Annotated in this window: 26 protein-coding genes; 10 read left to right on the top strand and 16 right to left on the bottom strand. The window is 56.1% G+C overall.

From position 1 onward, the window contains the following. The first annotated feature begins 44 nt into the window (after positions 1 to 44). Positions 45 to 1,523, top strand: a complete 1,479-nt coding sequence (gene cysS, locus BK816_RS07965; RefSeq protein WP_071165011.1) for a cysteine--tRNA ligase — start codon at positions 45 to 47, stop codon at positions 1,521 to 1,523. Between the two features lie 110 nt (positions 1,524 to 1,633). Here the strand turns inward: cysS and BK816_RS07960 are convergent, their stop codons facing one another. Together BK816_RS07960 and BK816_RS07955 are read right to left on the bottom strand one after the other, a co-directional pair. After that, positions 1,634 to 2,011 carry a hypothetical protein gene (locus BK816_RS07960; RefSeq protein WP_156982017.1) on the bottom strand — a complete coding sequence of 126 codons (378 nt, stop codon included), beginning with the start codon at positions 2,009 to 2,011 and terminating at the stop codon, positions 1,634 to 1,636. Positions 2,012 to 2,148: 137 nt separating this feature from the next. Next, complete coding sequence (locus BK816_RS07955) at positions 2,149 to 2,829, bottom strand: hypothetical protein (protein WP_156982016.1); 681 nt, start codon at positions 2,827 to 2,829, stop codon at positions 2,149 to 2,151. Between the two features lie 185 nt (positions 2,830 to 3,014). Here BK816_RS07955 and BK816_RS07950 point away from each other — a divergent pair, with 185 nt between their 5' ends. Continuing rightward, positions 3,015 to 3,791: a histidine phosphatase family protein gene (locus tag BK816_RS07950; protein ID WP_071164690.1), complete on the top strand. Its 777-nt coding sequence runs from the start codon at positions 3,015 to 3,017 to the stop codon at positions 3,789 to 3,791. 84 nt (positions 3,792 to 3,875) lie between these two features. Here the strand turns inward: BK816_RS07950 and BK816_RS07945 are convergent, their stop codons facing one another. Genes BK816_RS07945 through BK816_RS07935 form a run of 3 tightly spaced genes read right to left on the bottom strand, consistent with a single transcriptional unit; the run spans position 3,876 to position 6,659 of the window. Then, a complete protein-coding gene (locus BK816_RS07945; RefSeq protein ID WP_071164689.1) occupies positions 3,876 to 4,199 on the bottom strand; it encodes an ATP synthase subunit I in 324 nt (107 codons plus the stop codon). 40 nt (positions 4,200 to 4,239) lie between these two features. After that, on the bottom strand, positions 4,240 to 5,946 hold the full coding sequence (locus BK816_RS07940; protein ID WP_083379176.1) for a sensor histidine kinase: 1,707 nt from the start codon (positions 5,944 to 5,946) through the stop codon (positions 4,240 to 4,242). Beyond that, entirely contained in the window at positions 5,943 to 6,659 is a 717-nt protein-coding gene (locus BK816_RS07935) for a response regulator transcription factor (RefSeq protein ID WP_071164688.1), read from the bottom strand. The genes BK816_RS07940 and BK816_RS07935 overlap by 4 nt, the downstream gene beginning before the upstream one ends. A gap of 79 nt (positions 6,660 to 6,738) precedes the next feature. On the opposite strand from BK816_RS07935, the gene BK816_RS09330 reads away from it, so the two are divergent. From BK816_RS09330 to BK816_RS07925, 3 genes are all read left to right on the top strand, one after another. After that, positions 6,739 to 6,879 carry a hypothetical protein gene (locus tag BK816_RS09330; protein ID WP_156982015.1) on the top strand — a complete coding sequence of 47 codons (141 nt, stop codon included), beginning with the start codon at positions 6,739 to 6,741 and terminating at the stop codon, positions 6,877 to 6,879. Between the two features lie 37 nt (positions 6,880 to 6,916). Further along, a complete protein-coding gene (gene rlmB / locus BK816_RS07930) occupies positions 6,917 to 7,897 on the top strand; it encodes a 23S rRNA (guanosine(2251)-2'-O)-methyltransferase RlmB (protein WP_071164687.1) in 981 nt (326 codons plus the stop codon). 175 nt (positions 7,898 to 8,072) lie between these two features. Next, positions 8,073 to 11,627 (top strand): bifunctional proline dehydrogenase/L-glutamate gamma-semialdehyde dehydrogenase, encoded by a 3,555-nt coding sequence (locus BK816_RS07925; protein WP_071164686.1) that lies wholly within the window; start codon positions 8,073 to 8,075, stop codon positions 11,625 to 11,627. Between the two features lie 254 nt (positions 11,628 to 11,881). On the opposite strand, the gene BK816_RS07920 is transcribed toward BK816_RS07925, so the two are convergent. Together BK816_RS07920 and BK816_RS07915 are read right to left on the bottom strand one after the other, a co-directional pair. Further along, positions 11,882 to 12,541 carry a hypothetical protein gene (locus tag BK816_RS07920; RefSeq protein WP_071164685.1) on the bottom strand — a complete coding sequence of 220 codons (660 nt, stop codon included), beginning with the start codon at positions 12,539 to 12,541 and terminating at the stop codon, positions 11,882 to 11,884. Further along, the gene (locus BK816_RS07915) at positions 12,541 to 12,843 is read right to left on the bottom strand and encodes a hypothetical protein (RefSeq protein WP_156982014.1); all 303 of its coding nucleotides are present in this window, start codon (positions 12,841 to 12,843) and stop codon (positions 12,541 to 12,543) included. The genes BK816_RS07920 and BK816_RS07915 overlap by 1 nt, the downstream gene beginning before the upstream one ends. 184 nt (positions 12,844 to 13,027) lie before the next feature. Here BK816_RS07915 and BK816_RS07910 point away from each other — a divergent pair, with 184 nt between their 5' ends. The 5 genes from BK816_RS07910 to BK816_RS07890 all read left to right on the top strand — a co-directional run bounded on the left by BK816_RS07910 (position 13,028) and on the right by BK816_RS07890 (position 18,649). Then, positions 13,028 to 14,311, top strand: a complete 1,284-nt coding sequence (locus BK816_RS07910) for an adenylosuccinate synthase (protein WP_071164683.1) — start codon at positions 13,028 to 13,030, stop codon at positions 14,309 to 14,311. 420 nt (positions 14,312 to 14,731) lie between these two features. Further along, positions 14,732 to 15,769: a siderophore ABC transporter substrate-binding protein gene (locus BK816_RS07905; protein ID WP_083379175.1), complete on the top strand. Its 1,038-nt coding sequence runs from the start codon at positions 14,732 to 14,734 to the stop codon at positions 15,767 to 15,769. A 7-nt stretch (positions 15,770 to 15,776) separates the two neighbouring features. Further along, the gene (locus BK816_RS07900; protein ID WP_083379174.1) at positions 15,777 to 16,820 is read left to right on the top strand and encodes an ABC transporter permease; all 1,044 of its coding nucleotides are present in this window, start codon (positions 15,777 to 15,779) and stop codon (positions 16,818 to 16,820) included. After that, positions 16,813 to 17,790, top strand: a complete 978-nt coding sequence (locus BK816_RS07895; protein ID WP_083379173.1) for an iron chelate uptake ABC transporter family permease subunit — start codon at positions 16,813 to 16,815, stop codon at positions 17,788 to 17,790. The genes BK816_RS07900 and BK816_RS07895 overlap by 8 nt, the downstream gene beginning before the upstream one ends. A gap of 1 nt (position 17,791) precedes the next feature. Beyond that, on the top strand, positions 17,792 to 18,649 hold the full coding sequence (locus tag BK816_RS07890; protein ID WP_236842322.1) for an iron ABC transporter ATP-binding protein: 858 nt from the start codon (positions 17,792 to 17,794) through the stop codon (positions 18,647 to 18,649). Here BK816_RS07890 and BK816_RS07885 read toward each other — a convergent pair. From BK816_RS07885 to efeU, 9 genes are all read right to left on the bottom strand, one after another. Beyond that, a complete protein-coding gene (locus BK816_RS07885) occupies positions 18,632 to 18,982 on the bottom strand; it encodes a hypothetical protein (protein ID WP_071164682.1) in 351 nt (116 codons plus the stop codon). The genes BK816_RS07890 and BK816_RS07885 overlap by 18 nt on opposite strands. A gap of 41 nt (positions 18,983 to 19,023) precedes the next feature. Then, a complete protein-coding gene (locus BK816_RS07880; RefSeq protein WP_071165005.1) occupies positions 19,024 to 19,434 on the bottom strand; it encodes an RNA-binding S4 domain-containing protein in 411 nt (136 codons plus the stop codon). A gap of 44 nt (positions 19,435 to 19,478) precedes the next feature. Next, positions 19,479 to 19,871: a DUF2218 domain-containing protein gene (locus BK816_RS07875; RefSeq protein ID WP_071164681.1), complete on the bottom strand. Its 393-nt coding sequence runs from the start codon at positions 19,869 to 19,871 to the stop codon at positions 19,479 to 19,481. A gap of 56 nt (positions 19,872 to 19,927) precedes the next feature. Then, positions 19,928 to 20,764 carry a twin-arginine translocase subunit TatC gene (tatC, locus tag BK816_RS07870; RefSeq protein ID WP_236842321.1) on the bottom strand — a complete coding sequence of 279 codons (837 nt, stop codon included), beginning with the start codon at positions 20,762 to 20,764 and terminating at the stop codon, positions 19,928 to 19,930. 46 nt (positions 20,765 to 20,810) lie between these two features. Continuing rightward, complete coding sequence (locus BK816_RS07865) at positions 20,811 to 21,359, bottom strand: twin-arginine translocase TatA/TatE family subunit (protein WP_071164680.1); 549 nt, start codon at positions 21,357 to 21,359, stop codon at positions 20,811 to 20,813. A 27-nt stretch (positions 21,360 to 21,386) separates the two neighbouring features. Next, complete coding sequence (locus BK816_RS07860) at positions 21,387 to 21,836, bottom strand: twin-arginine translocase TatA/TatE family subunit (RefSeq protein WP_071164679.1); 450 nt, start codon at positions 21,834 to 21,836, stop codon at positions 21,387 to 21,389. Positions 21,837 to 21,907: 71 nt separating this feature from the next. After that, positions 21,908 to 23,410, bottom strand: a complete 1,503-nt coding sequence (gene efeB / locus BK816_RS07855; RefSeq protein ID WP_236842320.1) for an iron uptake transporter deferrochelatase/peroxidase subunit — start codon at positions 23,408 to 23,410, stop codon at positions 21,908 to 21,910. Beyond that, positions 23,407 to 24,648: an iron uptake system protein EfeO gene (efeO, locus tag BK816_RS07850; RefSeq protein WP_071164678.1), complete on the bottom strand. Its 1,242-nt coding sequence runs from the start codon at positions 24,646 to 24,648 to the stop codon at positions 23,407 to 23,409. The genes efeB and efeO overlap by 4 nt, the downstream gene beginning before the upstream one ends. Before the next feature lie 147 nt (positions 24,649 to 24,795). Next, positions 24,796 to 25,752 (bottom strand): iron uptake transporter permease EfeU, encoded by a 957-nt coding sequence (gene efeU / locus BK816_RS07845; RefSeq protein WP_071164677.1) that lies wholly within the window; start codon positions 25,750 to 25,752, stop codon positions 24,796 to 24,798. Between the last annotated feature and the right edge of the window lie 78 nt (positions 25,753 to 25,830).

Here is a 25,830-nt window from a genome sequence, read left to right as displayed (position 1 = left end):
CTACCCAAGTGGGACGCTAGGTGCCTTTGGGTTAAACTATGGGCATGACTTTTGACTTGCATTTGTACAATACGGCCTCGAAAACTGTGGAACGGGTAGAGCCTGTTACCCCCGGAAAATTGGCGTTGTACTTGTGTGGTCCCACGGTTTCTGGTCCAGCCCATATTGGGCATGTGCGTGCAGCCGTGGCTTTCGACGTTTTGGTGCGTTGGGCTCGCCGCTGTGGGCTAGAGACTCGCTTGGTGCGCAACATTACCGACATTGATGACAAGATTTTGCGTCGCTCTGCCGAGGCCGGGGTGCCATGGTGGGCTTTTGCCGCCCAGTGGGAACGTGACTTTGAGGCGGCCTGGCGTCAACTCGGTTTGGTGCCCGCAACTTTTGAGCCGCGCGCTACCGCCCACATTATTGACCAGATTGAATTGATCGAGCGTCTGATTGAACGCGGTCACGCCTACCCGGATGGTAATGGCAACGTGTACTTTGATGTGCGTTCACTGCCGGACTATGGTTCGCTCACTCACCAGAATTTGGATGATTTGGGCACTACCGAGGACGAGTCCCAGATTGATGCCGCCACCGAGGCCGGCAAGCGCGACCTGCGTGACTTTGCCTTGTGGAAGGCGTGGAAGGAAACTGAACCGCAGGATGCTGCCTGGACTTCTCCTTGGGGTCGTGGCCGCCCGGGCTGGCACCTAGAATGCTCCGCCATGAGCCGCCGCTACCTTGGTGAGGCTTTTGATATTCACGGCGGTGGCATTGACTTGCGTTTCCCACACCACGAAAACGAACAGGCACAATCGCATGCTGCCGGTTGGGACTTCGTGAAGATCTGGATGCACAACGCTTGGGTCACCACCAAGGGCGAGAAAATGTCGAAGTCGATGGGCAACGGCATGCTCGTGCACGACTTCCTCGCTCGTGGCCAGGCCGCCGCTTTGCGCGTCGCTTTGGGTACGGTCCATTACCGTTCCACCATTGAGTGGTCGGATGAAACTTTGGAAAAGGCACAGGGCTTGTGGGACAAGTTCTCGTCCTTCGTGGCTCGTACCGTCGAAGCCTGCCCGCAGGTTGCCGAGGCCGATTCTGATGCTTTGGCGCAGGTGGAACTACCAGCCGGTTTTGTGGCCGGTTTGAATGATGATCTGAACCTTTCGCGAGCACTCGCAGCCGTCCACGCCACCATGAAGGAAGCTCGCCAAGCACAAAAGGACCAGGATCTGGTGGCGCTTGAGGCTTGCGGTTTGCAGGTGCGTGCCATGCTGGACATTTTGGGCTTGGATCCGCTTTCGCCAGTTTGGCAGCGTTGCGATTCGGGTTCGACCGAGGTTGCGGGCGCTGGCAGTACCGGCGGTGGCGATGCCATGTCCGCCTTGGACGTGCTAGTTTCCGCGGTGCTCACAGAACGCGCTCAGGCACGAGCCGATAAGGATTGGGCCCGCGCAGATGCTTTGCGTGACCGTCTGGCCGAGGCCGGTGTTGTGGTCGAGGACGGCAAAGACGGAGCCAGCTGGCACCTCTAAGCCCCACCTAGCCCGTCAAGGTTAGATGCTGTGCTGGGCTTAGCTTGGTTTCTTCTGCCCGCCTAGGCCGCATTTTTGGTTTAGGGTAAGTTCCGGTGCCGGCGGTAAACTCAGGCGGCTAAAAGTGCCTGGTTTTGTTGACGCTGATTGAAAGCAGTAAACGCTGCGGCTAGGTGACCCGCCAGCCCTGAAACTTGCCCGGTAAACACAACTACCGGTAGAGCAAGTAAAAATAGACCGAGGGCGATTTTCCCGTTGAATTCCATTGGGCCAACCCCAAAAACTTTTAGGTGGTTGGCGCTGATACCGTGGAAGATGGCCGCCACAGCTAAAGCGACCAGGTTCGCACCCCACCAGGAGAAAATGCCCGATAGGGCCAAGGTTGTTAGGGCGAAAATGAGGGTGCGAGCTAATGCGATCAACGCACCGCGACCGACCAGTGGCAGGTACTGGCGGAATGAAGCATTTAGCTGGGCGAAACTCATCATGTTGCTATTAAAGACAAAGAAGCTGAGCCTGCCTTGGGAAGTTCCTGTGAAAAACCTATGAGGTTAAAACGGTTTCTTTTTTCCGAAAAAAAGTCGTGTCCTAGAAGCGTTTTCTAGGCCACGACTCTCAGGAGATTTTATTTTGCGCCAGGGGTGTTTTCTGGGCTAGTTTCTGGGGTGGAGGACTGCTTTTCAACTGGTTTGTTGTTCTGGATTTCAGTTTTCTTGGATTGCGGTTTATTCTTTTTCCGATTTACTGAGCCATCGTTTTCTTGAGGTTGATCGTCATCCGAGCGGTGGGGATGACAAGGTTTTCCCTCGTCTTCTTTTTCCATTCGATTGTTGTTTTCGCGTTCATTGAAATGTTTCGGTCCGTTACCGCGCTCCGCACGTTCTCCCTCGCCAGGTTTTTCTGGACCCCCTTGAGCATGATGATGCCTGGGACCTTCTGGGCCACCATGATGACCGAGGGCACCACCAACGCCCATGCCAGCACCAAACAGAGCTAAAGCAGCAACTACTCCAACGCCAGCTTTCGCACCTTTCTTGGCCCAAATATGCTGGAACCAGTTATTGACTTTTTGTGCGGCTGTAGGGGAATCAGCGGGTTTATCGGCCGCACTAACCTTAGGTTGGATGCTGGTCTCAGCGGTCTCGGTCGCGTCTGCTGGGTTGGTGCCAGTGGTCTCGGCTGCGTCTGCCGGGTTGGTCCCAGCAGCCTCGGCTGCGCCGGCCTCGGTGTTTTCTTCGGCCGCCTCTTGAGCCGGCAATATTTCAGTTTCTAGTTCTTCGTTTTCGTCTTTCACTGACTTTCTCATTTCACTTGGGAGAAACCTGATGGTTTCAACTTGAGAATCATTAGACCTGCTTAAACTGGGCGGCGACTGGGAGAAGTCTGTGTTTTTCCTATGAATGCAAAGGGGATGAAAGTGAAAGCTCGGGGGAGTCTCGCCAATAGCTTGATGCTTCACCATCGCTGGGTGCAAGCCGGTAGGGTAGAGGCATGAAGTTGCTTTTGATCCGTCATGCTGAATCCCAGAATAATGCTTTGATGGCCGCCGGCCGCGCTGATGAACGGGTGCCCGACCCGGCGATTTCCTCCCTCGGCCAGCAACAATCCCAAGCCTTAGCCAACTGGTTGCAGGCGGGCGGCAGTGCGGGGGAGGTGCCACCACCAACTCGGCTGGTTTCCTCTTTGATGCGTCGCACCATCGAAACGGCACTGCCAACTGCTAAGGCGCTCAACCTACCGATCGAAGCACACTTGCGCACCTTCGAACGCCGTGGTCCCTTTGCCGGCACCATGAGCAACCCACTCCCGTTTTATGGCACTCCCCGCAGCGAGTTGCAAGCCATCACCGAACTCGTACAGTTACCAGCTGAATGTACCGAGGACGGCTGGTGGGATGGTCACCTCGAAGACAGCACCGAAGGGTACGAACGCGCCTTAGAACTCGCCGCCTGGCTACGTGCCATGCCCGAGGACGAAACCGTCTACCTCGTCGCGCACGGAGACATCGGCACCTACTTGATTAATGCCCTGATGAACCCTGGGCGAGTCCAAAAGATCATCGAAGAAGCCAAAACCCAAGGCGAAACCGGAGAAAAATGGGTGGAACGCCAGGTTGGAAACTGGGTTTACCTCGACAATACTTCCACCAGCCTGTTCCAACTCGATGGCGACGAAACCCGCATCTACTGGATGGACCGGATCGACCACCTCAACGCAGCAGGGCTAGCCGGGAAAGGTGCCAGCGCCCTCGACACCTCCAGTTACTAGCAGGTACCCCGTTAACAGACACCTCCAGCTACTAGCAGGCACCCCGTTAACAGACACCCCGCCAACAAATAGACTGTTAGCGGTTCAGCCGGTTACTGGGGGCAACTTCATTAACGTGTCAACGAACAAAAATGCCAAGAAAAAGGCAACTATGGCCAGGTCGATTAACACGTAGAGGAAAACGTATCCCACTTGACCCGGCGTGAGTTTTTTAGCTTGGTGACGTTTATAAACCTCGACCGCGTAAAACGCCAGATTAAGCACAGCCAAAATGAGCCCCAACCAAACTGAAGCAAGCCACCAAGCAGGCGCCCACTGAGCATTAAACCCAAAGAACTGGGCAAAAAACCAGACCAGAGTAAACGCCGCCAAAGCAACTAAACGCCAGCAAGAATTCTTAGCACACACGGCAACTCCCCTTCCTGCTTTGCCTAAACAGTAAGCAAAGCTAAATTAAGGAAAATAAAGTTAAGGTAAAAACAGTGTAGCCGGGTTCTGATTCCACTGTCAAGTCACCCTGATGAGCCCGGGCAATCGCCCGGCTGATCGACAAACCCAAACCAGAATGCCCCTCAACGCGCTTCGCATCATCATCCGAACGCGCAAAACGCTCAAAAATCTGGTCTAGTTCGCTCGGGTCAATCCCCGGACCGTTATCGCTCACCAGCACCTGCCACGCCCCAGGCCGAGGACGCACCAGCACCTTCACTTCGGTACCCGCCGGGGTGTGTGCCCGAGCGTTACCCAACAAGTTCATCAACACCTGCGAAAGCTTATCCGCATCCCCCAAAACCAGTGGCAAAGCCAGTTCCTCATCGTTTTCGCCACCCTCAGGCAGCTCCAAATCAAAGGACCACTCATGGTCAGGGCCCGCTGCCTGCGCGTCCGCTACCGCGTCCATCGCCAAACCCGCCAAATCGACCTCGGCCAACGACAACTCGCGACCCGCATCCAGGCGAGCCAACAACAAAAGCTGCTCCACCAAACGCGTCATCCGCGCAGACTGTGCCGCCACCCGCTCCAAATGACCGGCCACCTCAGCCGGTAACTCAGCCTCGTAACGACGTGCCAACTGGGTGTAACCACTAATGGAAGCTAGCGGAGTGCGCAGCTCATGAGACGCATCCGCAACGAACTCCCGCAAACGCTGCTCCGAAGCAGAACGCGCAGCCAAAGAAGTTTCCACATGGCCAATCAAAGTATTTAGAGACTCCCCGACCTGACCCACTTCAGTTCGCGGATCGGAAACCGGGGCGCGCACGCCAATCTCCACCTTGCCCTCAGACATGGGAACCTGGGCTGCTGCCTGTGCCACCTGCGCCACCTCATCTAAAGGACGCAAAGTCCGCGAAACCAAAAAACGACTCGCCAACACCGCCAGCAAAGCACCCAACAGCACAAGAGCCAACTCGAAATACCAAAACTGGCGTCGCAATTCAAAAGTCGGTTCCAAAGAAAGACCCGTAACAAAACGACCAGTAGACACTGTCTGATTTTTACTGGTGTCGGCCGGCATTGAAACCGCAGAAACTAACACTCGGTACGGGCCCAGGCGAGGAATGTGAACCGTCTGTGGCTCGCGCGAAACCGACAAGGCTGTCAGCGCATTAGTCTGGGCCGCATCCAACTGGCGGAAAGTACCCTGCTCGGTAATTACCCCAGCCTTCACCACACCCGACTGCACCGAAACCAACAAAGTGCCCGTGCGCTGACCAGGAGCGCCTAAACCATCAGGCACCCGACCAGCCAAATCGTCATGCTTGCCCGACCGTTTCGGGTCGAACTGTTTACTGCCAGGCCGACTATCCTCCAGTTCGCTAGGCGGTAACGGTTTGGAGGGGGAAGACGGATTCGACTGTGCCTGAGGGACAAAACGTAGCTGTGGCTCGTAGGCTGCCGCTCGCGACTGCGCCGTCCGCAACTGCGTATCGACCTGAGCCACCATCGAACGCTGCAACAACAAAGTCGCCGTGAAAGCCAATAGTGACACCAGTAAAACCACTAGGGCCGTTTGTGCCCAAACCAGTTTGCGACGCAAAGTCCACGGGCGACCCGTTAGCCCCCAAGTACGCCCTCGGTCCACGTTGTCGCCGGTTGCTGCTGGGTCTAAAACACCGCCGGCCGCTTTGCGCGAGCGACCCAAAAAGCGGCTCATGCGCCCTCGCCCTCGGCCGGCTTCAACATGTAGCCCACCCCGCGAACCGTCTGCAACATGGGAGTGCGCCCCTTATCAATCTTGCGACGCAAGTACGAAACATACAGTTCCACAATGTTCGCCTTGCCATCAAAACCATAATTCCAGACATGGTCCAAAATCTGGCTCTTCGAAATGACGCGCCCCGCATTGAGCGCCAAATACTGCAATAAATCAAACTCTGTGGCAGTCAAAGTGATCGCCTCGCCCGCTCGAGAAACCTCCCGCGAATCCAGATTCAACACCAGATCGCCCACTTCCAGCAGGTTAGTTTTTTGTGGGACGAGGGCGCCACCGCGCCGCAACAACACCTGGATGCGAGCTACTACCTCTTCCAAATCAAAAGGTTTGGTGACATAGTCATCGCCGCCCGCATTCAAGCCCTTAACCCGATCCTCCAAAGCATCACGGGCCGTCAAAAACAGCACCGGCACAGTCGGATTCGACGCTCGCACCCGAGACAAAACCGTGAAACCGTCCATGTCTGGCAAACCGATATCCAATAAAATCACGTCAGGCTTTAAATCATGAGCCAACTTGATGGCCTTATTGCCAGTACCGGCAGTCGAAACCTCCCAGCCCTCATACTTCAAAGCCGACGACAACAAGTTTGCCAACATCGGTTCATCATCAACCACCAAAATATGTGGGACCGGAGCAAAGTTTTCAACCATAAAACAGATTCAACCACACGGAAGTTGCCCCAACCTGTCAAAAAGCTGTGAATTTCCTGTGAGCGCATGAAAACGCCCAATGCCCCCCTGCCTTGGCTTCACTTTTGCCATCGCCTTCACCGCGGCAGGTAGTTTGCAGGCCGAGGACGCCCGCGGCAAGGGTCAGCGGTGCCAAGTCTCACGTCCGCCCTCGGTTAGAAAAGTCGGCCAGACCGTATAATACGAACAGAAACGTTTCAAACAAAAGAGGCATAATCATGGCAGGAAATTCTCGTCGTCCCGGCGCTGTCCGCAAAGAAGGCTCCAAAAAAGGTGCACACAAAGGTACCGGTGGTCACGGTCGCAAAGCTCTAGCAGGCAAGGGCCCCACCCCGAAAGCTGAAGATCGCAAATGGCATCCCGCCCACAAACGCAAGGTTGCGCGTGAACGCGTCGAAACCGCCCGTGCTCAACAGTCCGCGGCAGCAGCCAAGCGCAACCCAGTCAAGGTTGGCCCTGACGCCGAACTAATCGTTGGTCGTAACCCTGTTGCCGAGGCCGTCCGCGCCGGTGTGCCCATTAAGCGAGTGTTCCTTGCTGGTGGCCTCTCAGACGATCGCGTGGAACTAGTCGTTCGTACCGCCACCGCGCTAGGTGCCCCGATTGTGGAAGTTTCCAAGACCGACCTAGACCGCGCCACTGAAGGTGCCGTCCACCAGGGCGTCGGAGTTGAAGTGCCCGCCTACGAATACGCCGAACTAGGCGATCTGCTAGATAAAGCTGCTGATGCCGGTCGCGCCCCACTATTCGTCGCCCTCGACTCAGTGACCGACCCGCACAACCTCGGTGCAGTCCTGCGAAGCGCTGGTGCCTTCGGAGCCGACGGGGTCATTATTGGTACCCGTCGTGCAGCCGGCGTTAACGCCACCGTGTGGAAGGTTTCGGCTGGTGCCGCCGCCCGTGTGCCAGTTGCCCAAGTGCCCAATATGGCTCGCGCCCTCCAAGACTGCAAGGACGCCGGCTGCTTCGTTGTCGGCCTTGACGGTGGGGGAGACACCTCCATCCGCGGGCTGGGGCTAGCAACCGAACCGATGGTGCTAGTAACTGGCGCTGAAGGGGCCGGTTTGTCCCGCCTCGTACGCGAACACTGCGACCAAGTTGCGTCTATCCCAATTAGCGACAGTGTCGAATCTTTGAATGCGGCAGTAGCCACAGGGATCGCACTTTATGAAGTATCGCAAATAAGGGACGAAAACTGACCTGAAGCGCGCTAGAATAGGGCTTAGGACCCAATGACGGGTAAAAAATTGCAAAAAACACACAAACTTTAAAGTGTGTGCAATCAGTCTATCCAGATTTGGTTTCAAATTCGTCAACTTATGCTAATATCCGAGAAAATATACATTTTTTCTCGTAAGTAGAGGGAGAAGCAAAATGGGCGATCCTAAGCCAGTCGCAGTTGACCCTAAGGAAACTGCATCTAAGGAAGAGTTGTACGCAATCGGTGAAGCCGCCTGCGAAACTGCTCAGCGTTGGGTTCGGGCATCCACTAACTATCCGACAGACCGCGCTGCCCAGCTGCTCTCTGACGTGCTAAAAGATCCTGCTGGTTTGGACTACACGGTGGCCTTCGTGGACCAGGTTATCCGTCCAGAAGATCCCAAGATTGCCACCAAGAACCTGGCCACCTTGGGCAAGCAGAACCCCAAGTTCCTTCCTTGGTACCTGCGTAACCCTGCCCGCTTCGGCGGCATGGTAGCCCCACTAGTGCCATCCGTGGCATTGCCAACCGCTCGTCGCGTCTTTAGAGAGCTCGTTGGCGACCTAGTCGTTGACGTGACCCCAGACAAGCTAGGACCAGCCATTGCTCGCCTCAAGAGCGGCGGTTCGCGTCTGAATGTGAACCTGCTTGGCGAGGCCGTCCTCGGCGATCGTGAAGCCGATAAGCGCCTGTCGGAAACCCAGCGCCTACTCGAACGCGACGACATTGACTACGTTTCCCTCAAGGTCAGTGCAGTCACCGGCCCGCACAACGCTTGGGCCTTTGACCAGACCGTGGATTCCGCAGTCGAAAAGCTACTCCCGCTTTACCAGTACGCGGCATCTTGCACCCCCAAGAAGTTCATCAACTTGGACATGGAAGAATATCGCGACCTGGAATTGACCATCGCAGTATTCAAGCGTTTGTTGGATCGCGAAGAACTGCTTGACCTTGAAGCCGGCATCGTGCTCCAGGCCTACCTGCCTGACGCTTTGGCCGCCATGAAGGATCTGCAAGAATGGGCGGCTGCTCGTCGTGCTCGCGGCGGTGCCCGCATCAAGGTGCGCGTGGTAAAGGGCGCCAACCTAGCCATGGAACGCGTCGAGGCACAGAGCCACGACTGGCCACTAACCGTGTGCCCCTCCAAGGAAGCGACCGACGCCAACTACATGCGTCTCCTTTCTTGGTCCATGACCCCAGAACACCTCGAAAACATTCGCCTAGGCGTGGCCGGACACAACCTATTCACCGTTGCTTTTGCTTGGGAAATGGCCAAGAAGCGCGGCGTTACCGACCTCGTCGAACTAGAAATGTTGGCTGGTATGGCCACCGCACAAGCTGCTGCAGTTCGCGCTGAGGTAGGCAAGTTGCTCCTTTACGTGCCAGTGGTACGCCCAGAAGAATACGACGTTGCCATCAGCTACCTGGTTCGCCGCCTCGAAGAAAATGCGGCCCCAGAAAACTTCATGTCGAACGTTTTCGACTTGGCTGACAATGAGGCCGCCTTCGAACTCGAAATGAACCGTTTCCAGACCGCTCTGGAACTCGTGAACGAACCGTTCGTGCGTCGTCACCGCTCCCAGGACCGTTTGGACGAGGCCGAGGCCGGCAAGTCGGTTAAGGCCGACGAACGCGAAGTCGACCCGAACACCCCGTTCGCCAACACCGCAGATTCTGACCCGGCGCTCGCCAAGAACCTCGAGTGGGCACGTCAGATTGCCGCCAAGTTCGAAATCTCGCAGATTGGCGTCAAGGGCTGGAAGGACGCCATCGTTCCAGACGAAGCCAAGCTCGATCGGATTCTCTCTGCCGCAGGTGCCGCCCAGGTCGCATGGGCCCAGCGTTCGGCTACCGAACGCGCCGAAGTGCTCTTGCGCGTGGCGGAAAACCTAGAAGCGCACCGCAGTGAACTTATTGAGGTAGCTGGTGCCGAATGCGGCAAGACCATTGACCAGGCAGACGTCGAAGTATCGGAAGCAATCGACTTCGCCAAGTACTATGCGGCCTCGGCCAAGACCCTTGAATCCCTGCCAGGCGTCAAGTTCAAGCCGGCGAAAATCACTGCGATTGTGCCGCCGTGGAACTTCCCGCTAGCTATTCCAGCCGGTGGTATTTTGGCTGCACTAGCTGCTGGTTCGGCCGCCGCCTTCAAGCCCGCTCGCGAAGCTGGTCGTTGTGGTGCCGTCATTGCTGAACTCATGTGGGAAGCTGGCGTCCCCAAGGACTTGCTCCCACTATTGAACCTGGCAGAACGCGAACTCGGTAAGCAGTTCTTGACTGACGACCGCGTCGAGCGCGTTATCCTCACCGGTTCTTCTGACACCGCCCGACTATTCCGTTCGTGGCGTCCAGACCTGCAGATTTTGGCAGAAACCTCCGGTAAGAACGCCATTATCGTCACCCCGAACGCTGACCTTGACCTAGCTGTTAAGGACGTCGTGAACTCCGCTTTCGGTCACGCCGGCCAGAAGTGCTCCGCCGCCTCCTTGGTAATCTTGGTTGGCTCGGTGGGCACCTCCAAGCGGTTCGCTCGCCAGCTGGTCGACGCGGTTCGTTCGCTACATGTTTCCTACCCGTGGGATCTTGCCGCCGAAATGGGTCCGGTCATTAAGGCACCAACCGGCAAGTTGTTGCGTGGCCTCACCCAGCTTGAGCCAGGCCAGCACTGGGTAGTCGAACCAAAGCAGCTCGATGAAAGTGGCAAGCTCTGGTCCCCAGGCGTGCGCGTTGGGGTAGAGCCCGGCAGCGAATACCACCTGACCGAATACTTCGGCCCCATCCTCGGTGTCATGCGTGCCGAAACCCTCGAACAGGCCATCGAATGGCAGAACGCCACCGAGTTCGGTCTCACCGCCGGTTTGCACTCCCTCGACGCTGAAGAAATCAACTACTGGCTCAACAATGTTGACGCCGGCAACCTCTACGTTAACCGTGGGATCACCGGTGCTATCGTGCAGCGTCAGCCCTTCGGTGGTTGGAAGCGCTCCGCCATCGGTTCAGGAACCAAGGCCGGTGGCCCAAGCTACCTCTTCGCCCTCGGCGATTGGGAAGCACAAGATCTGCCACACCTCGAACCACTGGGCGATACCCCGCCGGTACAGGGCGACTTGGAGCAGCCAGTCTTGGCTCGCTTGTGGCAGGCCGCATCGCCACTACTCGGTGACGAAACCCGCGGCTTCCTCCGCGACTGCTTCACCCTCGACGAGTTGGCCTACCGCACCGAATTTGGCATTGGGCACGACCCCAGCCAGATTCCAACGGAAAAGAACGTCCTGCGTTACTTGCCGCTGCCAGTAGTGATTCGTGTCGAGGACGCCCTCGACCCGCAAACCTCCAACCGTGCCCTCGCTCAGATTGTGCGCGTAGTTGGCGCTGGTCTGCTTGTCGACTCCCCACTGGAACTTTCCTTGGCGAAACCGCTACCAGAGGCAATCAAGGTGGCAATCGAAGCCGAGGGCGTGGAAGTTCGGGTCGAAAACGAGAAGGATTTCGTGGCCCGCATGCGTGGCACCGACTTCGCTTACGATGGCCGCATCCGCCTACTCGGTGGGGACCGCGCCAAGTTGGCCAAGGAACTCGACGGTCACATCGACGTCGCCATCTTCGCTGGCCCAGTCAGCGCTAACGGTCGCGTAGAAATCCTGCCATTCGTGCACGAACAAGCCGTTTCGGTAACCAACCACCGTTTCGGTAACCGCACCCCGCTTAGCGACCAAGTACAAATCTGAGGTCAAACATTATCCGCTGCCTCAATCTGAAATGGGACAGCGGATAATCATGCAAAACTGAATAACTCTAAGCTACTGCCGCCGAGGCAATCGAGCCGGTCACCGCCCCAACAACCCAGCTGCTTGGAACGTTTTCGGAAGAATCCACGAGACGATCCCAGCATGGAAGGGAGCGGAACCCGTAACAAGATTGCCTCGGCGGTAGTGCTATGTAGCGGTCGAGGTGGGAGGTGGTATTGGGGAGCGCCCGTCTTTTATTCGGGGACAACCCCGTGACGCAGGCCGAGTGCGACCGCGATGCCACCACCGACGGCGACAAGCGCAATCAAACCGTAAGTTAGTAGCTGCCAAGTCGAGTATTTTTCCGGCTGGCCAGTGATGATCTGGTGTGAGTTTGCGAAAGCATCAACACTATCGAAAGTGACCTGATTGCCGTCAATCTTGCCCCCAGGAGCCAAGCGAACTTCCCCAGGGAACTGCAAGGTTAAAGAGAACTTGTCGAAGTTCGCGCCCTTTAGCAGCTTGCCCGGATCCTCGGTCTTTAACAGCATCCCGTCGCCCACATTCTGCAGGATCTGACGGTTCGCGTTGGGATCCCAATCCTTGAACTCAAAGTCGCAGATTAGATTGTCGCCATCTTCTTTTTGGTTCTTGGTAACCAGTTGCAAACGACCATAGGGCTGCATCTGATTGGCTTTTTGCTGCTGGTTTAGGTTCGTGGCAAAGTTCTGACAAGTAGCTGCTTGTTTCGTAGCCTCACTGAGCTGCTTGGCATTGATCTCGACCTCGAACTTACCGGAAAGTAGCAGGTCGGAACCAACCTGAACCGTACCATCAAAGGCGCAACCGGATAGCAAAAGGCATGCTCCGGCTGCCGCCAGAGCCGTGTGGCGTTTAAAAATTGGAGAAGTCATCAGTGGGTCTGGTGAACTGGCCCGTAGCCGCCCATGCCGTGAGGACCGTAGCCCTGCTGGGTGTAAGGGGTGTTGTCGTTCTCCGCGAACTTATGGGCCGGGGCGTAACCATTGTGAGCCCCATGGGTGCCGAAAATACCTGCCGGACCATAACCAGTAGGGCGCACATGGCCATCAACAATAATCGGGTCAGCGCTCTGCCAAGGATCTTCGCTCTGGCGTCCTCGCCAAGCCATAATTGCGCCAACTGCGGCACCAGTTAAGGCAGCGCCGCCAAGTAAGAAAAAGAGACTACGTTTCATAACCATTAAGAGTAGCAAACTAAACCCTAACCCGTCCCTTTATTCCGCTAAATTTTTCTTAAAAATAAAGTATTCGCGGCAGGAAAAAGTGCCCACGATGGCAATCGGCTAATCATGCTAAAATTGCGCGTTGTAACTTGGCCTGAGATCGGTCGAGTAATTGATTTTGGAAAGAGAGGCTGCGATGCCCGCCGTAATCGTGTTAGGCGCCCAGTGGGGCGATGAAGGTAAAGGTAAAGCTACTGACCAGCTCGGTAGCGATGTGGACTACGTTGTAAAGTTTAATGGCGGCAACAATGCCGGTCACACCGTCGTTATCGAGGGCGAAAAGTTCGCGCTCCACCTCCTTCCTTCCGGTATTTTGACCCCCGGCGTGGTTCCAGTCATTGGCAACGGCGTAGTCGTCGACCTCGACGTGCTCTTCGAAGAACTCGAAGAACTACAAGAACGCGGCGTGGACACCTCCAACCTCAAGATCAGCTCCCACGCTCACATCATCCCGTCCTACAACAAGGTGATGGACGGAGCTAGCGAAAAGTTCCTCGGCGACCGTAAGATCGGCACCACCGGACGCGGCATTGGCCCCACCTACGCCGACAAGATGAACCGTATCGGCATTCGCGTTCAGGACCTCTTTGACGAGTCGATCCTGCGCAAGAAGGTGCGCAGCGCCCTCGTCCAGAAGAACCACCTACTTTCGACCATGTACGACGCCCCAGAGATTGACCCTGAGGCCGTCGCCGACGAACTCTTGGCCTACGCTGAGCGGGTTCGCCCATACGTGGTGGACTCAGCCCTGCTGCTTAATGAAGCGCTCGACGATGACAAGATGGTGCTATTCGAGGCCGGCCAGGCCACCATGCTGGACGTCGACCACGGCACCTACCCCTTCGTGACTTCCTCTTCGGCTACCGCCGGCGGTGCCTGCACCGGCTCTGGCGTGGGCCCAACCCGCATCGATCGTGTAATCGGCATTGCCAAGGCCTATGTCACCCGCGTGGGTGAAGGCCCGTTCCCCACCGAACTATTTGACGAGGTCGGAGAAAGCTTGCGCCAAGCTGGTGGCGAGTTCGGAACCACCACCGGTCGTCCTCGTCGTACCGGCTGGTATGACGCGGTGGTCTCCCGCTATGCCTCCCGCGTTAATGGCCTAACCGATATCGTCCTAACGAAGCTGGACGTGCTCACCGGCTACGAAACCATTCCGGTTTGTGTCGCCTACGAAATCGACGGCCAGCGCGTGGAAGAAATGCCAGACAACCAGACTGACTTCCACCACGCGAAGCCAATCTACGAAGAGTTCCCTGGTTGGACCGAAGATATTTCCAACGTCCGCACCTGGGAAGAACTCCCAGCAAACGCTCAAGCTTATGTTGAGGCACTTGAACGCCTCTCGGGCTGCCGCATCTCGGTGATCGGCACCGGCCCAGGCCGTGAAGCTGCTATCGTGCGTCACTCACTCACCTGAGTAACTGCCACAACTTCATAACTTCACTAACGTGTGCGCCCCAAATGCCTGGGGCGCACACGTTTTTTGCAAACCGGGGAAAAACCGCAGAATCTCAAGGTTTATGACGCCTCTGTCGCAACCTTTGGTGGGAAGGTTAACAATCGCTTGACGACACTTTTCACTTTTTCGTAACATCAACCTTGCTTAAATAAGTTAGGTCAGCCAAACCTAAAAAGTGTGAGTCTCTTAGAGATCATTTTTCTTCAGTTTGAGGATAATGTCTGTATTGGACGAAAGTTTCGATTCTGTGCGGGAATCACAAAGACCCACAGTCGGGAACCTGATCCACTTTGGATCCGAGTGTTCCTAACGGGGGAGTGATTTTGGGAATCGAGCAGTCATTGTCGGAATGGTTGGCCATGGATTCAAGGAGGACCCATGACCCTCAAGAAGAAAATGTTTGCGGCCTTGCCCCTCGCCACCATGGCGCTAGTTTTGGCCGGTTGCGGCACTGATGGTGCCACCACCGACACTGGTTCCACCGCGGCGCCCTCGGCCAGCGAAAAGACTGTCGAGGCCCCGGTAACCCAGCCGACTGCCGAAAAGCAAAATGACCAGCCGGCCAGTACCTGCGAAGGCACCGTAAAAATTAAGCACGCCCAGGGCGAGACCGAAGTGCCATGTAACCCCAAGAATGTGGCGGTCATGGATTTGGCGGCCGCCGACGACATGGTTTCTTTGGGTGCTGGCGACTCGATCGGTATTTTGCCGAAGGCTCCGGGTTTGCCCGCAGTGCTTAAGCCGTATGAAGGCAAAGCCAAGGCCGGCTCGATGGTGAAGCCAGACCTAGAGGCCATCGCTGGGGCAAAGCCGGACTTGATTATTCTTTCTTCGCGCACCGCCAAGGTTTACAACGATCTGAAGGACGTAGCTCCAACCATTGACTTGTCGGATGCCAAGGGCGTCTCGACCATGCAAGCTAACGACGACAAGATCCGTACTATCGCCCAGATTTTCGGCCAGAAAGAACAGGGCGAGCGAGCCATTAGCGAACTCCATGCGCGCGCCGGTGAAATCGCTGCCAAGGCGCAGGGTGGTAAGTCCCTCTTCATCATGACCAATGGTGGCAAGATGTCCGCTTTCGGCCCGAACTCGCGTTTCGCTATTGTCTTCCAGGATCTTGGTTTTGCTCCAGCGGCTGACGTGAAGCAGGAAGGCCGTCACGGCGAACCGATTTCCTTCGAATTTGTTTCGCAGGCCAACCCTCGCTACCTGTTCGTCCTCGATCGTGATTCCGCGGTTGGCCACGGCGAAAATGCCGCGCAGGCCCTTTTGGATAATGACCTGATTAAGAACACCGAGGCCGGCAAGAATAACGGGATCGACTATCTCAACGGCACCGACTGGTACCTCGTTGGTGGTGGTATTGCCACCATGAACGGCATGCTTGACCAGGTAGCTTCGGTTCTAAAGTAAACGTTTGATGGCGCGTTCCTCTCCAAACGCCAGCCCCGAGGTTTCGGCTCCACTCGCCTCGGGGCTGGCATTCCCGTCCGCCAAAAACCCGGATGCAGATCGGCAGAAGGAAAAGGTGGCCCGTCGTCGTCGCCGGATTTTCCTTGCCTGGCTCCTAGGCCTGGCCTTGCTATCCTTCTTGAGCCTGCTGGTGGGGGTGGGGGAGACTTCCTCGTACCTGGTGTGGCTGTCACGCTGGCCGAGGACGGCCGCGGCCTTGTTGGCCGGCGCCTCCCTAGCGGTGGCGGGCTTCTTACTGCAGTTGCTAACTCGCAATCGTTTTGTCGAACCGGCGACGGTGGGCACGAATGAGGCCGCCAGTTTAGGCCTAGTGCTGATTGCGATTGTGGCCCCGGGGGCTCCCGTGTTTTGGAAAATGCTGGCCGCCACTGTTTTTGCCCTTATCGGCACCGGCATTTTCTTGTTGATTGTCCAAAGAGTGAAAACTCGTTCCCTGTTTACAGTCCCGTTGGTCGGCATCATGTTGGGCTCGGTGATTGGGGCGGTGGCCACCTTCTTGGCCTACCGTTTTGATCTTTTGCAAGCTTTGGGTGGTTGGCGTTTGGGCTCTTTCGCTTCGGTCTTGAAGGGGCGCTATGAACTTTTGTGGCTGGTGGCGATTGCTGCAGTCATCATGTACCTTGCCGCCGATCGTTTTACCTTGCTTAGTTTGGGTGAGGACCTAGCGATTAATGCGGGGGTGCGCACTAACCAAGTGCGCTGGCTGGGCCTGGCCTTGGTGGCGATTGTTTCGGCGATCAACGTGGTGACTATCGGTTCGATTCCTTTCCTCGGGCTGGTGGTGCCTGGTTTAGCCGCCCACTATTTGGGTGAGAATACGCGTTTTGCTTTGCCCTGGGTAGCTTTGGGTGGAGCCACTTTGACTTTAGCCTGTGACCTGATTGGTCGTCTGATTCGTTTTCCTTTCGAAATCCCAGTAGGCACCATTTTGGGAGTGCTCGGAGGCGTGATTTTCATTGTCATGTTGTTGCAAAGGAACCGTCGTGGCTGAGAAAACAGTTTGTCCGACTCGCCTACCTCGCCGCTGGATCATGTGGGTTACCCCGTTACTTTTGTTGCTAGCCGCCGCCGCTTTTATTTGGTGGGACTTGCCTTCTGGCTCGAGCTTTATTTTGCGCCTGCGCCTAACTTCCTTAGCTTCCTTAACCTTGGTGGGGGTCGCAATCGGCGCCTCAACGGTGGCGTTTCACGCGATCACTCAAAATCGGGTGGTAACCCCCGCCTTGATTGGCTTTGATGCCCTGTACGTGTTCATTCAAACGGCGTTGACTTTCGGGTTGGGGGCGACGGCCTCGGGACTTATCTGGCCACCTTTGATGTTCTTTGGCAACACTTTGCTAATGCTCATCCTTGGGGGTGGGCTGATGTGGCTCATGTTCCGTGGGGGCCGATCGAACCTGGAATTTGTGCTGCTGGTTGGCATTATTTCGGGGACGGTGCTGCGTTCTTTAACCTCCTTGCTGCAGAATCTGATTGATCCCGGTGAGTTTCAGGTTCTACAGGCGCGTATTTTTGCTTCTTTTGAGACGGTCAATCGGGCGAACTTGGGGGTTGCTTCGCTGGTGGTTCTACTTGGCTGTTTGCTGCTTTGGAGTTGGCGACGTTACCTGGATGTGTTGGCTTTGGGGCGCGATAATGCGATCAGTTTAGGGGTGGATTATCGGCGCTGGTTGATTCGCGTGTTCGTGGTGGTCGTGGCTTTGGTGGCGGCAGCGACCGCGCTGGTTGGTCCGGTTACTTTCTTTGGGTTGCTGGTTGCCTCACTGGCTTACCAGTTGGCCCCATCTGACCGCCATGCCTACACCCTGGTACTTTCGGGATTTTTTGGGGCGCTCGCCTTGGTGGCGGGTCAGTTCATTTTGGGGCGTCTGCTGGGGTACAACACCGTGCTCGCGGTAGTGGTCGAGTTTATTGGGGGCTTGTTCTTCTTGCACCTGCTGTTGTTTAGAAAAGGGAATTAGGATGACGATGTTGACGCGCATGTTTAGTAAGGCCTCCAGCAATCTGCTGGCCGAGGCCGAGGACGCCAACCTAGAGAAACCAACGGGCACGCCAGCAACCCCTTTGCTAAAAACTGAAGGGCTACTTCGGGCCTATGGCGAGCATGTGGTGGTAGATCAGGTCTCGCTCGATTTGCCCCACGGTGGCGTTACCGCCCTGCTCGGCCCAAACGGAGCAGGGAAGTCCACTTTGCTTTCTTTGTTGGCACGTTTGCAAACCCCGCAGCAAGGTCGAGTGTGGTTGCACGATTTGGACGTGCACCAAACTGACTCTAGGCAGATCGCCAAAGCTTTGGGCGTGCTGCGTCAAGAAAATCGTTCCGACACCCGCCTGAAAGTGCGTGAGCTGGTGGAGTTCGGGCGTTTCCCGCATTCTCAGGGGCGTTTGACCAATGAGTGCCACCGCGCGGTGGAGCAGGCGATGGACGCCCTCGACCTGCACGATTTGGCTGAAAAGTACCTTGATGAACTATCTGGGGGACAACGGCAACGCGCTTTCATTGCGATGGTGTTAGCGCAAGAAACTGAAGTCATTTTGTTAGACGAACCGTTAAATAACCTGGATTTGCGGCACGTGGTTGGCATTATGCGACTGCTGCGTAAACTGGCGGATGAACGAGGGCGAACAATCGTGGTGGTGCTCCACGATATTAACGTGGCCGCCGCCTATTGTGACCGCCTGATTGCGATGAAAGATGGCCAAGTAGCCTTTGATGGGCACCCGGATGAAATCATGAAATCTCACGTGCTAGAAGAAGTGTACGGGGTTCCCATGGAAGTATGCCGCGTCGCCGGTCGCTGCCTAGCTGTCTATTTCTAAATCGCTGGTTAGGCCGAGTTCTTGGAGTTTTAGGGCAAGTAGTTCTTTTATCACTTCGTCTCTAAGTCCAATATCTCTACCAACGATCTTTTTATAAGCTCTATTTATTTCTGCCCGTGATTCTTCAAAAGACATGGAGGCAATTTGCCTGGCATTATGGAAAATTGCTTGTTCTATCGCTTGGGACTCTTCGGGTTCGACAAAGTTACGCAGGAGGCAAGCAACGTAGGAATTCATTCCCAGATGGTCATTGATTGCGGTGACAGCCTGCTTGAGCCATGAAATTTCCGTCATTATTTCTTCATTGAAATTACTTCGCATCAGTCCACTCATCACAACTCCTTAGGATGGGATACATAGAAAGATAGCAAAAACTAGAACTCATCCTCAGCAAAGAGGTCAAGGTGGGATTCACGCTGCGCGGCAAGGAAACGATCCAGCTCGCGGCGTTCTTTTTTAGTTGGTCGACCAGAACCCCGAGGGCGAAAGGCTGGGGCCGGCACATAGACTTTCGGACGAGGGGGCGAATGGTCTATGTAGCACTGGCTAGCCACCTGGGCGCTACTACGTTTTTGGAGCAAACCGGTGACCTCTAAAATTCGGTCAAATCCTTGGAAACGATAGCGCACCTCGTCGCCCACGCTGACTTTCTGGGCAGGCTTGGCAGTTTCGCCATTAACGCGGACGTGCCCGGCCTTGCACTCGTTAGTGGCCAGCGAACGGGTCTTACATTGACGTACGGCCCACAGCCACACATCTACCCTGACACTGCCACTAGTTTCCATGCCAGTAAGGCTAACATGATCGCCCAAAAGACGCGGAATTACGCCTAGGTGGCAGCGGCAGCTTTGGCAGCTTGCTTGGCCTTACGACGAGCTTCGATTTCTTCTTTCGTGTAGGGACCGGAAACATCGCCGGGAGTGCCATCGGCACGGGTCCAAGCTACTTGCATTTGTTCGGACCAGCCAAAACGGGCCAAATGTGAACCAATGATTTGTTCCAGCCGAGGCATTTCCGTTTCCTCACAAAAGAGCTCCATCCGCAAGCCCTCGTCCAAGGCCACCAGGCGTGCCCGCCCTCGGCCATTAAAATCAAGGAAACCCAAACCGGTATTCGGGTCAAAAGCGGTTGAAATCTTGCGAGACATGTGGGAAGCCAACTGTTTGGCGTAACGACCTGGACGGTCGGTTGCAACCAAGGTGGCAGAAACAAACTGATCCATAAAAACTCCAAAATAACTTAGGTTACCCTAAGTATAAAGGAGATTGGGCTGAAAAACTAGACCCCAAGCTGTTTTGCTAGGCTCCGCTCGCGCAGTTTCGCAATCCCAATTGCCAAGAAATACAAGGCCATCAGCACCAGCGCCTGAACCGTCATGGACCAAGGCGAGGGGAGCGGATTAGCGATTGCCGCAAAAACAAAAACTAGCAGGGTGACCACTCGCCAACCTTTGAGCATGACGCGAGACGAGAGAATCCCCAGAAAATTTAGCGCCACTAAAATCACGGGAAACAGCCCCGACAAACCGAAAAGTAACACCAAGCGAGTGTAGAAGGTGACATAGCTGGCGGCGGTAAGCAGCGTGGTGGAGCCGCTGGGAGCGAACTCGGTCAAAATGGCGACTGCCCGCGGTGCCATCCACACCCCAAAAGCAGCACCCCCACTAAATAGCAGTAGAGAAGCTAGGGCGAAAGAAGCTAAATACACTTGTTCGCGGCGACGCAAACCGGGGGCCAAAAATAGCCAGATTTGGGCCAGCCACCACGGGGCGGAAAGAATAAAACCGGCCCAAAAAGCTAAACGAACTCGCAGATCGAAAGCACCCCCAACCGTGACAAAGTTGAGGGATTGGCCAGACTGGAAGCCATTAGTAATCAGGGCCAAAAGCCAGTCGGTGAGGAACCAGCCGGCAATACTGGCCACCACAATGCCACCTAGCGCCCACAGGAGCCGGCGGCGCGCCTCCGCCAAGTGCTCCAAAATGGTTTGTGGCTCTGGGGCCGGCCGGTCGGAAAGAAAGCTAGCCCACCAAGCGGATAGCTTCTGCCCAAGCCGGGCGAACAGGCGTTTACCTGCCGACCCCAGAGCAACGAAAACCTGACGAATCTTTGGCACGAGACAATAACTTGAAAACTTAGGAAAGGGAAAGAAAAAGGAAACTTTAGGCGCCGGTGCCTCGTGCGTGCGGGTCGTTAATGGCCGCATCTACCGCCGAGTCGGCTGCGGCATCATTGGGGCGCAGCACGGCAGCTTCAGCGTCAGAAAGCGTCGCAGGACGCTCTTCAGTTTCATTTTCGTAGGTTTCTTCGGGTGCCTCGCCGGCCTCTTCTGGAGTGAGGTCAAGTTCGGGGCCACCTAGCACTGCGCCATTTGGGGTGGCTACAGCGTCAGTAGGGGTCGGTTCGGCTGATTGAGCGGCTCCGGCCGCAGTGTTCTGTCCCATGGTAATACTCCCTTGTGGATTAGCTGGATGAACAGGATTCGTTGGAGCCTGAGGGATCGTAGGGTCACTGACATTCGGCATGGCTGCTGCTACTGGGGCGGTGGGAGCCTCAGGCGTCTCCGCGGTCTTATTGCCGGTCAAATCTTTTGCTTCATCTTTCAAAATCTTCGCTGATTTACCCAAGTTTTTTGCCAACTCTGGCAGCTTGGAGGAAGCAAAAAGTAGCAGTAGCACAATGACGATAATGAGAATGTGTGAGGGTCTCATGAAAAACCTTTCCTAAGTTGTCCCGACCTAGCGGGATTCAATATTTTGGTCAGTTGGGGCTGGGGTGGCAGGTGTCACATTCGAGGGTGTTTTCGCGATTTCGGCCCACGCCTGCATTTCTTCGGCCACCACCTGACGAATGTAGTTTCGCGGATCGAGGTCGCGCGAACTCTGGGCGAGCGAACCCAACGCAGCTAGGTCAAAACCATTCTGGCTCGACGTCAAAACTGTTTGCCCCGAAGCGGCCAATGCTTGGCCATCGGCCCGCAACTGTGCGGAAACTTCGCTACCAGAGTTTCTGGCTTGTTCGGCCTCGGCTTGCACCTTTTGCCTAGTGTTTGCCGAGAACTCGCGCAGACGATCCATCCCGCTACGAATGGCGCGAATCAGGTTTAGAACCTGTTTGGGAGGCAGAACCGCCAAGGCGACCAGCAAAATCACTAGCGCCTCAGAAGCGTTAATCCCAAAAAAGTCCATTAGCTCAAGAATACCAAGTCGGGCCGAGTAAGTTAAATCACATGAACTTTACTCGGCCCGAACAGTGGATTTTATTCGAAGAGGGTTTGGCCGACGTAATCTTGCCCGTCCTTCAGACCCGGCGGAATAATCCACAGGCCGGAGGCGACGTGCTGCAAGTACTCGGTCATGGCGTCGCCGACCATATTGGCCAGGACGGGCACGAAGTTGGTTTGCGGGTTGCGGACATAAGCAACGAAGAAGAGGCCACCTTCCAGGCGTCCTAGTTTGTCGTTGCCTTCCATGTAGTTGTAGCCGCGTCGTAGCATGCGGGCGCCACTATTGTGGGAGGGATGAACTACGGCCACGTGGGAGTCTTCTGGGATGAGCGGCTTGCCGTCCTCGCCCTTCTTTTCAAAGTCAGGCTGGGTGAACTCGTCACCGCCAGAAAGCGGGGCACCGGTGATCTTGTTGCGACCAATAATGGCTTCTTGTTCGCTCAAGACCAGCTCGTCCCACACTTCCATGAACTGCTTGATTTTACGGACACACAGGTAGGAGCCGCCTACCGCCCAGTCCGAAGGGGTATCGCCCGGCTGGATCCACAGGTGCTGGTTGAGTTCACTTTGCGGGTCTTGCGCCTTAATGTTGTTGGTGCCGTCCTTAAACCCGAAGAGGTTCCGTGGGGTTTTCTGGGCGGTCGAGGTCGAGGACGTGCGCCCGTAACCCAACTGCGACCATTTGAGCGAGGCGGTGCCAAAACCAATGCGGGTGAGGTTGTGGATCGCGTGCAGCGCCACCATGGGGTCTTCCGAACAGACCTGGATGACCACGTCACCATCGCAATGGTTGGGGTCGAGCTTTTCGGCGGCCATGCGGTGAATACCTTCGGCCAGTTCTTTAGGCATTTTGTGCTTGATGCCGAAGCGGTCTTTACCGTCCTCGGTAACGAATAGGGTTTTGCCGAAGCCGAAGGTGACGGTGAGGGCTGCTGGGCCGAGGCCGTCAGCTTCGCCGGTGTCGTCTGGCGGCACGTCACGGAAGGTCTTGTACTGGCCGATCAGTTCCCCGTTCATCATGCGTTCAGCGGCTAGAGTCCACTGTTTTAGCAGGCGGATGAGGGATTCTTTGCGGTCGGTGGTGATGGTGTAGGCAGCGGTGTGCATTTGCTGCTGCTGCGGAGTGAGGATGCCCGGCTGGTTGGTGCCGCGAATGGGGTAGCTGATTTGCATGACGTCAGCTTCCACCTGGGCTTTCGCTACCCCGTAGGAGTGTCCGGCTTTGAAACCGCCGGCGCCACCGAGGGCTGCGCCAAGGGCCGCGATTGCACCGGTGCCGAGTAGCATGCCTCGACGGCTAATTTTGTAGGCGGCGGCCTTGCCTGTCAGGGTTTGCATGGCCGTGCCGGTTTCCGCCTTCCCCTGGTGTGCGGGGCAGCCAGCGGCGGCATTTTCCCCTTGGGGGGCCGAGGACGCAGCGTGGGCGCCCTCGGCAGAAGTGGCGGGTGCACCCTCACCGCGGTGGGCGTGCGCAGGGCAGCCCATAGCGGCAGGGTCTAGTTCTTCCGGTTTGCGCGGTGAGGGTGCGTCGTTCACTTGAGGATCGCCTCCGTTAGCTGGGCCAAAGGCTTGCGTAGAGCATTGACCTTGTCGGATAGCTGCTTGCGGGCGGCGTCATCTAGCTGGTCGTAGGACTTGTAGCTGTCGCCTTCCTTGTACTTGTCGAGGGCGTCGTTGAGGTCAGCGAAACGCTCCTGGATTTCCTTGGCGAGTTCTGGATCCTTCTGCTTGGCGATTGGCTCGACGTCACCGAAGGCAACCTGGGCGCCTTCCACGTTGGCCTTGAAGTCGACGAGGTCGGTGTGGGAGAAGGCTTCTTCTTCACCGCTGATCTTCGAGGTGGCAACTTCTTCGAGTAGGCCGATGGCGCCGTTGGAGATGTCGTCAAGGCTGACCTTGAAGTCGGTCGAGTAGACGTAGTCGTACAGACGTTTGGTGTCGGCGTCAAGCTTTTCAGCCATGGTCTTGGCCTGTTCTGGGGTCAAACCGGCGTAACCGGCAGGACGCCAGAGGTCCTTTTCGATGGCGTGCCATCCGGTCCACTCGCCTGGATCTTCCACAGTCTTGTTGTCTTCGGCGGTGGCACCCGAGGCTGCCTTGTCCTTTTCTTCCTGCCAGTCAGCTTCACGTAAGTCCAAAGCAGGGTCGATGTCGCCGAACTGTTCAGCGGTAGGTTCGATGCGCTCGTAGAAGGAACGTGCCCAGGCGTAGAGGGAACGAGCCTTGTCCATGTCGCCCGAAGTGTAAGCGTCGGTGAACTGCTTGGTGGCGGTAACTAGCTGGCCAGCCTGGTCCTTGACGTAGGAGGTGTAGTTTTCGACGGCCTTATCGCGCAACTGCTGTTCGTCGGCGGAAACCGTGGAGGCGTTACCCGAATCAGTGACGGTGAACTTTGCTTCGCCCACAAGAGCACCAATCATGTTGGTCTTGCAAGCAGTGAAGTAGCTGCCTGGCTCTAGGTTGAGGGTGTAGTTAACGGTGGTGCCTGGGCCCAAGTTTTCGCGTTCGCCGACGATGCGGAGTTTATCTTCAGCGAGGATTTCGAACTCGTTGCGGACGGTGCCTTCGTTCTTTAGCTCGAACTTGACCGTGCCCGAGGGGATGGTGTCGGTGGAAACCTTGCAGGAATCATCGGTGATGGTTACCTGGATAGGACCGTCGTTAGTTTCGGCGGTGCCGGCGGTGGAGCCAGCATTCTTTTCCACAGCATTGCAGCCACCGAGGGCGAAAGCTGCGGCGAGAACGGCCACAGTGATCGGGCGGGTGTACTTCATAATGTTTCTTTCTCTCAGTTTTTGGGCATTTGCCCAGGTTTTGTGGGGATAGTTCCCCGGGGTTGGAAGGCGGTGCTTCCGAAAAGTTTGGGCCCAAGTAGGTCCAGTTTCTTGGACCTAGTTGGGCCCAAGGAAGCTATGGGGTGACTAGGTAGTCATGGCTTTGGCAGTGGCAGGTACCTGACGAGGATTGCCGGGGTTAGCCTTGGCCTGAGCTAGAGCAAGTTGTGCCTGGGAGGTGGCACGTGCTTTGGCAATCTTCTTGGGGCGAATGAACTGCACGTAAATGAAGATCGGGAGGACGGTCAGGACGTAGGCCCACCACATGAGGAATTCCAACCAGGTGGGGTCGAGCTGAACGTTAAACATGGCCGATAGCAGGTTGAACCAGGTGGAGTTCGCGGTCAACCAAGGGAAGACTGAACCATCGAAGTAGGGGGAGAGGCGGTAAACCGTGTTGGTTAGCCCAGGAAGTACCCCAGCTTCTTGCAGGTCGTGAATGCCATAGGCGGCGATGCCGGCTGCCACGAAAATGAGGAAGAAGCCGGTGATCGAGAAGAATAGGTGAAGGTTGAAGCGGGCTGCGCCCGAGTAAATGATCCAACCAATCAAAACGGCTACAGCTAAACCGGCCAACATGCCCAGCAAAGGAGCGTAAGTCGAGGTATTTGCTGAGGAATCAACGGTTCCCATAATGAAAACAGCGGTTTCGATTCCTTCACGGCCAACCGCAAGTACAGCAAGCCAAACGAAAGCCCAAGCAGAGTTATTTTCAAGGGCTTTAGCAGCATCGGCAGTTAGATTGCCGGCCAGTTCGCGCGAATGAGAGGACATCCAAAGCATCATCCACGTGACGAAAACGGCAGCCAAAAGGGAGAGTGAGCCGCCCAGAATTTCTTGGGCTTGCATTGTCAGGGTGTAAGTTCCCCAAGTCATGTAGGCGCCAGCCCCTAGCGGGATCAAAGCGGCGAGGATAACCCCTAACCAGAGCTTGGGAAGCACATCGCGACGTCCAATCTTGACGACATAGGCGACTAGGATCCCCACCAAAAGTGAGGCCTCAACACCTTCGCGGAGGGCAATAATAAAGTTTCCCCAGAACATTTACTTCCGATCCGTTTTGGCCTGCCATAAGGCATTCCAGAATTACACATTAGCCTAGCCTAAGATAAGGCAATCCTT

The sequence above is a fragment of the Boudabousia tangfeifanii genome (assembly GCF_001856685.1).
GTDB lineage: Bacteria > Actinomycetota > Actinomycetes > Actinomycetales > Actinomycetaceae > Boudabousia > Boudabousia tangfeifanii.
Note: the sequence above shows the minus strand (reverse complement) of the source record. Positions and strands in the feature narration are given on the sequence as shown.